This is a genomic window from Marinobacter sp. MIT932201 (assembly GCF_047123295.1).
In the GTDB taxonomy this organism is placed as follows: domain Bacteria; phylum Pseudomonadota; class Gammaproteobacteria; order Pseudomonadales; family Oleiphilaceae; genus Marinobacter; species Marinobacter salsuginis.
Map to the genome: position 1 here is coordinate 2,594,595 of NZ_CP138917.1, position 11,785 is coordinate 2,606,379.

Below are 11,785 nucleotides of genomic sequence, written 5' to 3' on the forward strand. Positions count from 1 at the left end.
CTTCGGTTAGTGGCATCACTCAGAACTTGGTCCGGAAACTGAGGCCTGCCATGACAACCCTGAGCGACGTCTTGATATCGAGACCCGCATACGGGTTGTAGATAATATTGGTGATGTTGTCGCAGTTTACGTTACAGCTGGTGTCGGCGGGAATCGACTCTACCGAGTGAAGATAGCTGAGATTCATGTCAATTTCTGTGTCTTTGTCCCACTGGTAGCCCATACCGATGCTGTACAGGTTTGCCCCACCGAAGGGAGCCATTACCTGTCGCTGATCGTCCGGGATAACGGAATCCCGTATCTCTACCCCGGCTCGCAGGTCCAGACGGGAAGACGCGTGAAACTCCATGCCGAACGCCCAGTTCCACTGGCTCTTGAAACCGAGCGGCAACCTCAGGGTATTGGGCGTGGCATTGTCTGGGGACAAAATCCGGGCCGCATTGAGAAACTCCAGATTACGGTCAAACCGGAAAACGAAAGCATCCCACTGTTTGTAATCGGTCCAGCCAATGTCGGCATTGAGGGTCAGTTTCGGATGCACGTCAACACTGATGCCGGTCTGGAAATGCTGGGGATACACCAGATCCATACTGACGTTCCCGGATTCCTTGGGCGCGCCGGACGGCAGGCTCAGGATCGCCGAGGTGATGGCTCCGAGGACTGATCCGTTCACGCTTTGCCAGAAGCCGGACCAGTCGTCGGTGTACTGGATCTCGAAGGTGCCCTTCATATTCATTTCGGCTTCCGAGGTGTAGCTCGCACCCCAGCTGAACCAGTCCGTCGGCTCCCACATGACACCCAGAGCATAGGTCGGGGACAGGGTTTCCTGAACATTGATGTTCAGTGCGCCAATGTCGTCCCAGGGGCCAACATTACCACCACAAAGCGCCAGCCAGGGCTGGAGCGGCTCATCACCACTCTCACAGTTGAAGGCGTCCTGCAGGACTTCAGCCACCCCGAGCAACAGGTTCGGCGCGCGCATGTACTGATCCGCCGCGATCCCCATATGGGACAGGTGTATTCCGGCTCCCACCGACCAATCGTCATTGATCTCGTAACCCACCGTTGGTGACAGGTAGGTGGTGCGCTGCAGCGCCGTGGCCTGGGGCTGATAGCGACCGGGGTCGTCCTTGTCGCGGTAGAAACCGGCCGCCAGCGGCAGGTAGAAGGCATTACCGAACGTCAGCTTGGAGCCTGGCGGGTTGATGCTGATCCCCGCTGAGGGTGCCAGGGCCGGTCCCGGAGGCGCACGCAGAATTCCGTAACCGGGCAAATACAGCGCCACGTTGTTGGTATGGCTGTGGGTATTGGCAACCGGATCCCGTTGCTTCCCCGTTTGCGGGTCAATCTCAAGCCCGTCGATGCCGAAAATCTCATAGCCCTCTGGCGCTGTGAAATCCGCGTCAATGTCCAGATAGACGCTCATCAGGTTCACTTCCAGCTGACGCCCGTCCAGTTTTGTCAGGCCCGCAGGATTGTAGTGAATCGCCATGATCCCCGGAGGATCGGCGGTCACGGCGTTGCCGAGCGCCAACGCCTTGGGATGAATGGTCAGGTTCTGCGCCAGCTGGGCCTGCGCGCCACAGGAGATGGTCGTGGCGATCAGGGCCGCGAGAATCTGACGGTTGTGGCTTTTCTGTCCCATGAAATCCTTCCCTTCCCGTAGATCGTCAACGACACCAATCACTCTTTGAGTCCGGAGAAGTTAATGGGCAGGGAGACCCCCAGGGAGAAGTCCGGTGCGTCCTCGGTAAGGCCAATACCCAGGCTGGTATTCACAATCGTTGTATCGCTGACACGGGTACCCAGTGACATGCTCAGGAATCCGGTCATCTGGTCCTGTGCAACAGCCTGGTCGCCATTGGAGAAGGTGAGAATGGTTTCATCGCTGTAACTGAGCTGGGCCGAAATGCTCAATGAAATGTCGTAAGACAGGGAATAGGCGAAACCAGCCGAGCCGGACAGTCCGAAACCGGGATCTACTTCTTCCAGCAGGCGTGCGCCTCGCACCTGCTGCAGGTTTTCTGCCGGCAGGTTATAGGTGGCACTGACAGAACCGAAAACCACCACCGGATCGAGAACCTTCGAAAGACTGGCCCCTCCCCCGATGGAGTAGTATCCGCTGCCAGTAGACAGCTGCTCGTTGATATCGATCTCATAGGGGCTGACACCGGTCTTGGTGGACAGGGTTCCGAACAGGGTTGTCGACATCTTGCCCGGGACGTAGGCAAACGGTTGCCAGCGCCCGGTAAAGGAGATATCGCCAAAATCGTAAACGTTTAACTCGTCCTGGGTATCATATTTGACCACCAACGGAATCCGGGTACCCACCGTGAGGTTGTCCAACAGGCCGTAATCGTAGGAAAAGGAATTCGTAAAGCTGTGGGTTGCCGATGGCACCACGTCCAGATTTCTGACTGATCCATTGGTGATGGCCAGATCCAGCCGCTGGTCCGCGGTATAGGAATAGTCGAATGAATAGTTCAGGGAATGGGAGCCCTTCTTCTGCAACGAGTAGTTCTTCTCTGCAGCCTGGAACACCTCCTCAAGCTGTTGTGAAGCGTCCTCGTCTCCCTCCTGCTTGGCCAGCGCTTCCCGCGCCTGATCCACACTTCCTTCCTGCGCCAGGGCCATGCCCGGAAGCAGACCTGCCGTGGAAACAAGGATAAAACCTCGCACAAACCAACGATTCATCCTGACTCCCTTATTTTATTTGTAGTGTTCCTGACCGGGGGATTGCCCGGTGAATTAGTTTCGACGGTAGTGCAACTGCTTTCGGGTGTTCTCTACACTGCCGTCGGGATTGTTTTTCTGGCGTTCCAGCAGATTCTGGATCCGCCTCTGGGTGGACTCGTGAAACGCCGGTATCCGTTCCAGCGCCAGAAGTGTCATTGTCTGGTCATCCACAAAACGAAGGTCTTCCTCCTTCAGCTCGAGGTTGTCCAGCGGCTTGTCACTGCCCGGAAAGACAATGAAGAGCACGTTGTCATCCCACTTCTCCTCGAACTGGGCGAGGGTGAAAGAGATGTTGCCTACTGAAGGATCGGCCAGGTAGGCGCGCCCGTCGCGGATCGTTCGTAACACAACGAAATGTTTGAAGCCCGCGTGATGGATAGGCACGATTGCCGGGTGATCAAGGTCCTTGAGGTCATCAATGGTGGCCCGGAAGCCACCTGATGGATAGCCGAGTGCGGTAACCAGTCGCTTCATGTCGAGCATGGAAAACGCGCGTCGCTCAACAATGCGCTCGCTTTCGCCGTAATGCAGCAACCCCTCCATGACCTGTCGTTCTGACAAAGTCCGGCCGAGGTAGAAATTCAGTACGGTGGTCAGCGCGGCACTACCGCAGCTGTAGTCATAGGCCTGACGCACGATGTTCCGGAATTTCTGCTCAACCAGCGGCTCGACCCTGACGTCGGACCTCAGCTCAACCGGACTGGAATCCACATCCTGCTCGATAACGATCTGGCCCTTCTCGAAAGGCTCCACCACGGTGGCTTCCTGCACCATGGTGAATGTAAGAATGGATCCGGCGAGCACCAGCAGCATGTCAGACGAAGTCCCTGTTTTTATTGGCCACGTTATAAATCGGGTTACATGTTGTTACGGTAAGATACCGAAAAGCCTGCGCCCTGAAAGATAACTGTGCCTCAAATCTGTCGCTGCAGGAGGGGCCTTGCGAGGTGGATTTGAGAACTGGTTCAAGGCGCTGATCGAAGAAGCCTCGAGAGTTGACTCAACGGGCCAAAAGGGGGTATCAACACCAGTCCTGACACTCAAATTCCTGATGTAGATCCTGATGACAACAACTCTGAACCCGGGACAGATCACCTTTATCACTGCCAAGAACCAGAGCCCGGTGTCCCCACCCGCACTACTTCCAAGAGAGAAGTTCAACGATCTTCTGCATGGCCTCGAGCCGGTGAGTCTGCTCCTGGTTCATGCACCGGCCGGGTATGGCAAAACCACCACCATTGCCGAGCGACTGGCCAGCCTTGAGGCACGTTCAGCGTGGTTCCGCCTGGAAGCCAGTGACAACGCCCCGGGCCGTTTTGCCGGGTACCTGGCCAATGCCCTTGCCAGCGCCACCGAGGGGAGCTGCCAACCGGTTTTGGAAAGACTCCAGACCGAAGGCTATGACAGCCTCGAATCTTTCCTGACTGACCTACTCGCCGCCCTGCCCCAGGATGACGAGCCGCTCTACCTGGTGCTCGATGATTATCACCTGATCAGCAACGGCGAAATCCATGAAGCGCTACGCTTTCTTCTGCGGCATCTGCCAGGGTATCTGACTCTGGTTCTCATCAGCCGAACGATGCCGCCGGTGGGAGTAGCCCAGCTCCGTATGCAGGGGCGTCTCACTGAAATAACCAGCCGGGCCCTCGGTTTTGAAGCGGACGAAGCCCAGCAGTATCTCCAGAGCCGGCTGCCTTTTGAGATTGCGCGTGAAGACATTGAGCGGGCGGTCCGCCGGGTTGAAGGCTGGATCTCCGCCCTGCAATTGCTCGCCGCTTCATCCGCCACCAGTGTCGAATTCAGCGAGTTTGTCGATCAGCTGGAACACGGTAACCAGAATATCTTCGATTACTTCGATGAGCTGGTGGGCAACGACCTGAGCGAAGAGCAAAGGCGGTTTCTCATGCGCACGAGCATCCTCGACCGGTTTAACGCGGGAATGGTAATGCGGGTCATGGACGACGCGGACGGACAGGCACTGCTCAGCAGCCTGCTGTCCATGGGGCTGTTCATAACCCCCGTGGATAACTCAGCACTCTGGTTCCGGTACCATCCGCTATTCTCGGTTTATCTGCGCCATCTGCTCACCTGCACCACTCGCGAGAACCAGAGAGACCTCAATCAACGGGCCGCCGACGCCTGGCTTGAACTGGACCATGCGGAGGAGGCTGCCAAACACGCCATTGCTGCGGAAGATCCCGAGCGAATTACCCGCGTGCTCTCCATCCACGGGCGCAAATTCTTTACCGAAGGTCAGTTTCACCTGCTTCAACGCTGCCTGGACACGCTGCCACAGGAAATCATCGCCGAGGATCCCACGCTGACTCTGCTTAGAGCGTGGGTTGCCCAGGGGCAGTACAAGTTTGATGAAGTCGAAAACTGGCTCTCAGCAGCGGAAGCCCGTCTGAGGGCATCCCTGAACGAGGACACGCAGCGCGCCGTTCACGGCGAATTCAGTGCCATTCGCGCCCAGGTGGCGATGAATTATGGCGACGGCGAACGCGCCCTGACGCTTGCCCGCGAAGCCATCGAACAGGAAGCGCGCTTCCTGCCCACTTCCAGAGTAGCCGCCGCCTCGGTCATTGGTGAGGCGCTGTTTGTGCGCGGAGAACTTGAGGAAGCCCTGGCCCGCATGCAGGATACCGAGCATCTCGCCCGGGCCCATCAGGCCCACCAGAACGTGATCTGGGCGCTCTGCCAGCAAAGCGAAATCAGTGTCGCCATGGGTCTCCTGCAAAAGGCCTACAACATTCAGGAACGTGCTTTCCAATACGCGGAAGAAAACCAGCTGAACCACCTGCCGATCCTGGAACTCCTCTTCCGCATTCGCAGCCAGATCATGTGGGAGTGGCACCATCTGGAAAGCGCCGAGCGGTGTGCACTTCAGGGCATCGAAATTCTTGAAGCCCAGGGAGAACGCTGGTATGTCCAGAGTTACACCTCCCTGGCCAAGGTTGCCCAGGCACGGGGCCGACAGAGCCTGTGTGCGGATTACATCGCCAAGATCCAGAAAATGCTGGCGGCGGAAGATTACCACCTGGATTGGGTGGCCAATGCCCAGGCCACCATGCTGTCATACTGGGATGCAGTTCGGGATCACGACTCTATCCAGCGTTGGCTCACAGTTGCCCCACACTGCGATCCGGTGAAGGCCACTAACCATTTTAATCAGTGCAACGGCCGCAACCAGGCCCGGGCGTTAATCAGCCTCGGCCAATACGAACTGGCACAACCACTCCTCGAAGAGCTAACCACGGTAGCGCGGGAGTTTGGCCTTAAAACAGACCTGAATCGCAACCACATAGCCCTCGCCTACCTTTACTGGCAACTGGATGAACGCGAACAGGCCCTCGATCATATGAAAACAGCGCTGGAACTGGCAAGTACCACCGGTGCTGTCGGCAGCTTCCTGCGGTTGGGTAAAGAGCTAATTGTACTGCTTAAGGCTCTGATCAACGATGAAACCATTGAAGGTATGGAACTCCAGCGGGCAGAGCGTCTGATTCAACTGGCCCAGCAACAGCGGGACTTCAGCCGCGCCATCCGGATTTCGCTGGATGAAGCGATTATCCAGGACATCATCGACCGGCCGGATGTCCCGGAACTGATCCGCACATCGCCGCTCACCCGCCGGGAGTGGCAGATCCTCAGCCTGATACATGCCGGACTGTCCAATGACCAGATTGCGGAGCACCTGAAAGTGGCCTCGACAACGGTGAAGACACACATCCGCAGCCTTTATCAGAAGCAGAACATCAGCCATCGTTCAGAGGCCATTGAACTGGCCAAAGACCTCCTGAGCAAAATCCAGGGAGACTAGGCTCGGCTGGCCTACATGGAGAAAACCACACCAAGAAGCAGATAACTGAGCAGTGTCACCACCACAATACCCATCAGATTGAGGGCAAATCCGGCTCTGATCATATCGCTGATCTGCATATGGCCGCTGGAGAACACGATGGCATTGGGTGGCGTGGCCACAGGCATCATGAAGGCGCAGCTGGCCGCGATCGCAGCAGGCACTGTCAACAGCAATGGTGACACTCCCTGACTGAGGGCCAGTGCCCCCAACAAGGGCAGAAACGCCGCTGCCGTTGCCGTATTGCTGGTCACTTCCGTCAGAAAGATGATGATGCCCGCCACCAGCACAATCATAACCAGTGTTGGCAGAGCGCCGGCTACACCCAGGCTCTGGGCGATCCATTCAGCAAGACCTGAACTGCTGATCACGCCAGCCATGGCCAGCCCGCCACCGAACAGAAGCAGCACGCCCCAGGGAATTCCCTTCGCGGTCTCCCAGTCGAGAACGAATTCTCGGCAGCGGGTATTGACGGGTATGAGGAACATGGCAATGGCCGCGGCAATGGCGATGCCGGTGTCACTCAGCCAGGGCATGAGGTTCTCGGACAACAACGGTCTGAAGATCCAGGCGGTGGCCGTGATCAAGAACACCAGGGCCACGAGTTTTTCCCCTTTTCCCAGTGGCCCCAGGGCATCGAGCTCCTCGCGTATCACTTCAGCACCACCTGCAGTACTACCCAATCCGAAATCGCGCCGGGTCAGCCACCACCACGCAAGGGCCAGCATGACGACCGTGACCGGAACCCCCAGCAGCATCCATTGGGCAAAGCCCACGGAAATACCCTGATTTTCGCTCAGGTAGGCTGCCAGCAAGGCATTTGGCGGTGTGCCAATCAGCGTGGCAATGCCCCCGATACTGGCGGAATAGGCAATAGCAAGCAGGAGGGCTGTGGCGTAACGCCGAATACCCTCGGGATTGTTATTGCTGTCCATCATTGCCACCACCGACAGGCCTATTGGCAGCATCATGATGGCCGTTGCGGTATTGCTGACCCACATGCTCAGAAAAGCCGTTGCCAGCATGAATCCGGCAATCTGCCTGCGGGGTTTGCTGCCCACGGCCTTCAGCGTCAGCAGTGCGATCCGCCGATGCAGGTTCCATCGCTGCATGGCAAGCCCCAGCGTAAATCCCCCAAGGAACAGGAAGATGATCGGATTGGCATAGGGCTCTGTGGCTTCACCAACCGTGCCAAGCCCGAGCGCCGGGACCAGAACGATTGGCAGCAAAGCTGTGGCCGGAATCGGAATGGCCTCGGTTGACCACCAGGTCGCCATTAGCAGCATCAGGCCGAGGGCGGCCCAGGCTTCCGCCGCCATGGTTTCGGGGGGTGGAAGAAGGATGGTTGCCAGGAGAAACGCGGCGCCGAGGATCAGCCCGATCACCTGGCTGCGGGGCAAGCCCCGGGGTTGGTTGTCAGCGCTGAGCTCTTCGGACATACCATTTTGTTCCGTTATTCAGACTCTCAAAATTTGCGGGCAAGAAAAACGTCAGAGCTTCCGAAGCTGGCGATCATGCAACCGCCCAAGCAGGATAAGAGCCAGGATCGCGCCGGACAACGCCCAGGCCATATCCGACTGGGTATCCCAAACATACCCCTGGGTGCCCAGAAAAGCCTCGGCGGCTTCGTCGCTGAGCAAGGCCACCCACCATTCGATCAACTCATAGAAGGCACTCAATGCCAGACAGAAACAGACGATGAAAAATGCAGCCCAGCGAGGGCCGGAGAATACGTCGAATCGAATGACCAGTTCCCTGGCGACCATTGCCGGTATAAAACCCTGCGCCAGGTGGCCGAGCTTGTCGTAATTATTGCGCTGCCAATCAAACCAGTCCCGAAACCAGTCGAACAGAGGCACTTCAGCATAGGTATAGTGCCCCCCAACCATCAGGATGACGGCATGGATCAGAATCAGGAAATAGACCAGCGGCGTCAGTGGATAACGGAAGAAACACCAGACAACGAGCGCGAAGCCGATGACCGCAGGCAGAACCTCAAGCACCCAGGTAGCCCGATCCTTCGGCCCGATGGCAGACCAGACAAAGACTGAAAGAAAGACAACCACCCAGACTGCGGGCGCAAATCGATGGTTCATAGGTTTCCTTTTATCCGAAACTACCCAGACGCCCCGGCGCGCAGGAAGTGGCCGTATCCGGGTTCTCTGCCCAATGCAGCTTCCACCTCACCATCCGTTACTGCAGCTCGGCCGTTGATCAACACCTCTCTGACACATCCAGGCACCCGGTTCACCATTCGCTCCAGCCCGAAGTTTTCCATTTCGGCCCATTCGACCTGTTCCAGATCCTGATCAAGGCCACGGGGATCCAGTACCGTTATATCAGCCCGGTCTCCTTCCCTTATATGACCCGCATCAACCCCCAGCCAATCTGCCTGCTCGCCCGTCAGCCTGTGTACGGCACGCTCCAGGGACATAACTGGCTCACCGTCTTCATGGCTTTCGCGAACCAGCTTGAGAAACCGTAACGGCAGATTGTAAAAAGCCATATTCCGGATGTGGGCGCCGGCATCGGAAAAGGTGATCAGGGCACCGGGATTAGCGACCATTTTCCGGAGCCGATCCTTTCTGTGGTTACCTACCGTGGTGAACCAGCGCAGCGAACGGCCATGGGCAACCACCATATCGAGAAAGAAATCGACCACATGGATGCCGCGATCAGCCGCCAGTTCGGCGAAGTTACGACCAACCACGCTTTTATCCGGGCAATCGAGAATCACAGCATCGCCGAAATCCCTCTGCCACACCCGGGGCGAAAGCTTTTCCTTGTAGAATTTCCTGAACTTCCGGCGGTATCCCTCGTCTTTCAAAAGCTCGTTGCGCTCGAGTTGATCGCGGATATCGAGGGCCATCTCACCGGCACCGAATTCCTCAAACAACACGATATCCATACCGTCGGCATAAACGGTGAATGGCGTGGGCAACAGCTGCCAGCGAAAGTTACCGCCAAAGCTGTTGGCCATCCACCCCACCAGGCTTGCCATGGGTTTGACCGTGGGATTGCCTTTCAAATCGATCATGGCAATCAGGGTGGTTTTCAGGGGCTTTCTCAACCAACCCAGGGTCTCTTTCAAATACTGGGTTACCTGAAGAGGATTCGCCGCATTGGGTGCGCCCTGGTGCACCCGCCCGTAACGACGCAGAAGGGCATTCAGACGGCTGACCTCACGCCAGCGGGCGTAGGTACTTGGCAGACTCTTGGACCATTCCCGGTCACCATCCACCTTGTCCCATTTCAGGCACATGGTGGAAAGCCCAAGAAAGCCTTCCTGCAGCGCTTCCTCAAGCAGAGATTCCATTTTTCGCTGCTCTTCTGCTGTCGGAGTCACGCCCCGGTCGGTGGCGCGATGCAGACCCATGACTGCCGTCCGCAGATCACTGTGACCGAGAAAGCTGATGACATTGGGCCCCAGTGGGTGCTGGTCCATGAACTCCACCCACGCTTTGGGTGTCTGCCAGGACTTGTGCTGTTTCAGGATAGGCAACACTTTCTCTCGGGGCACGGTTTCAACCCGGGTGAAAATATCCGAGGCGTCTTCCGCATCGGAGCAAACCATGCTCAGGGAACAGCTGCCGATAAGCACTGTGGTGACACCGTGACGCACAGATTCAGACAGGGAGGGCGCTACCAGCAACTCGGCGTCGTAGTGCGTATGGGTATCGAGAAATCCCGGCGTTACCCAGCAACCACTGGCGTCGATCGTGCGAGTGGCCAGACCGGTGTCAGGCTGCTCATCAAATATCCGGGCAATCCGGCCTTCTTTGATGCCCACGTGGGCTATGCGTGAGGGACCGCCGGTACCATCGAAATAACGACCACCGACAATGAGAGTATCGAACTGGTTCACCTCGCCAGGCTCCTTTTTGTTGTTTTATGTCGTCAGTCTAGCCAGGAGAACGTGATATGTCCTCTCATTTTAGTGGGCGGGCCCTGCAATACGGGCCATTAACGAACCCTGATCCTGCTGCCGTCTTCAAGTTGGCGATCAGGGTGGCGTACCACTCTATCCGAGTCTGCCAGCCCCTCCTGAATCACCGTTTGAAATCCATTGGTACGTCCTACCGAAACGTTGGTCAGGACCGCCCTGTCATCGACCACGCGGAACACCTGATGCTGCCCGTCACTAATGAAGATCGCGGATTCCGGAAGCTGCAGGACATTGTCTGACTGCCAAAGCAGAAATTCGGCGTCCACACGATAACCGTCACCGAGGCTCCGCCAGGCTTCGGGGGGACTGGTAATGTCCGCGACCACCTGAACCCGCCTTTCCTCGACCCCCAGGGCCGACACGTCTTCAAAGCCCACCGGCTCAACCCGCCGGACTCTGGCATCAAGACTGCCCCCGCCCCACCCAGTCAATCGTACACTTACCCCAGGGCTCAGTTTGACCGCATCGAAACTGAGCACGTCCACGACCACTTCCAGAGCGCCGGGATCACCCAACTCAAGGATGGGCTCACCCGCTCGGATGACGCCTTCACTTTTGCGGGCAACGCCCAGCACAGAACCATTGACCGGCGACCGGACAGGCACTCTCTCCACGTTGCCATTGCCAGTCTCCCGGGCCGCCGATACCTCCAGACGAGTCCTTGCTGCGGCCAGCTCATGGGCCATCACCTCCTCATCAAAACGGGCCGACCGAAGGATTGCCTGGGCCCGGTCTGCGGCCGCCCGGGCCTGCTGTAACCGTTCATCGGACACGAAGTGGTCATCGCTGAGAGCCTGCAATCGCGACAGCTCGCGGATTGCCAGATCGGCTTCCGCTTCGGCTGCCGCCACTTTCTGGCGCGTTGAATTCAGAGCGGAACGAGCTGATTGCACTTTTGCTTCCGCTTCAGCCCGGCTTCTGGCATCCAGGGTACTTGCCGGCATCGGATCCACTTCGGTAAGCAGCTCGCCTGGTATAACGGTATCCCCCACTTCCAGAGGTACCCGATGCAGGTAGCCCGCCACCGGGGAAGACACAACGTAACGATCGCGGACGCGTGTTCTGCCCTCTTCCTTGATGGTGATTTCCAGGGGACCACGGCTCACGGGCGCCAGATCGACCCACACGGGCTCCGGACGGATCGTATACACCAGTGTCGCCAGTGCGAGCAGCGCAAATACGCCCCAGAACAGCCATTTTCCAGAAAACCCTTTTACCGTCATGATATTCACTCACCCCCTGCT

General features: G+C 57.5%; 8 protein-coding genes. 1 reads left to right on the forward strand and 7 read right to left on the reverse strand.

The features are described from left to right. Positions 1-19 precede the first annotated feature (19 nt). Genes SIC15_RS11890 through SIC15_RS11900 form a run of 3 tightly spaced genes read right to left on the reverse strand, consistent with a single transcriptional unit; the run spans position 20 to position 3,549 of the window. Complete coding sequence (locus tag SIC15_RS11890; protein WP_069183690.1) at positions 20-1,645, reverse strand: OmpP1/FadL family transporter; 1,626 nt, start codon at positions 1,643-1,645, stop codon at positions 20-22. A gap of 38 nt (positions 1,646-1,683) precedes the next feature. Then, complete coding sequence (locus tag SIC15_RS11895; RefSeq protein WP_069183349.1) at positions 1,684-2,694, reverse strand: flagellar protein FilC; 1,011 nt, start codon at positions 2,692-2,694, stop codon at positions 1,684-1,686. Between the two features lie 54 nt (positions 2,695-2,748). Beyond that, positions 2,749-3,549: a C39 family peptidase gene (locus tag SIC15_RS11900; RefSeq protein WP_053112284.1), complete on the reverse strand. Its 801-nt coding sequence runs from the start codon at positions 3,547-3,549 to the stop codon at positions 2,749-2,751. Between the two features lie 250 nt (positions 3,550-3,799). On the opposite strand from SIC15_RS11900, the gene malT reads away from it, so the two are divergent. After that, positions 3,800-6,556, forward strand: coding sequence for an HTH-type transcriptional regulator MalT (gene malT, locus SIC15_RS11905; RefSeq protein ID WP_412535992.1), 2,757 nt, complete (start codon positions 3,800-3,802; stop codon positions 6,554-6,556). Between the two features lie 11 nt (positions 6,557-6,567). On the opposite strand, the gene SIC15_RS11910 is transcribed toward malT, so the two are convergent. The 4 genes from SIC15_RS11910 to SIC15_RS11925 all read right to left on the reverse strand — a co-directional run bounded on the left by SIC15_RS11910 (position 6,568) and on the right by SIC15_RS11925 (position 11,764). Then, positions 6,568-8,034, reverse strand: a complete 1,467-nt coding sequence (locus SIC15_RS11910; protein ID WP_412535993.1) for an SLC13 family permease — start codon at positions 8,032-8,034, stop codon at positions 6,568-6,570. A gap of 51 nt (positions 8,035-8,085) precedes the next feature. Beyond that, positions 8,086-8,691, reverse strand: a complete 606-nt coding sequence (locus tag SIC15_RS11915; RefSeq protein ID WP_069183346.1) for a DUF2238 domain-containing protein — start codon at positions 8,689-8,691, stop codon at positions 8,086-8,088. A 20-nt stretch (positions 8,692-8,711) separates the two neighbouring features. Then, the gene (locus SIC15_RS11920; RefSeq protein WP_412535994.1) at positions 8,712-10,460 is read right to left on the reverse strand and encodes an N-acyl-D-amino-acid deacylase family protein; all 1,749 of its coding nucleotides are present in this window, start codon (positions 10,458-10,460) and stop codon (positions 8,712-8,714) included. Positions 10,461-10,558: 98 nt separating this feature from the next. Continuing rightward, a complete protein-coding gene (locus SIC15_RS11925) occupies positions 10,559-11,764 on the reverse strand; it encodes an efflux RND transporter periplasmic adaptor subunit (RefSeq protein ID WP_412537615.1) in 1,206 nt (401 codons plus the stop codon). Positions 11,765-11,785: the final 21 nt, after the last annotated feature.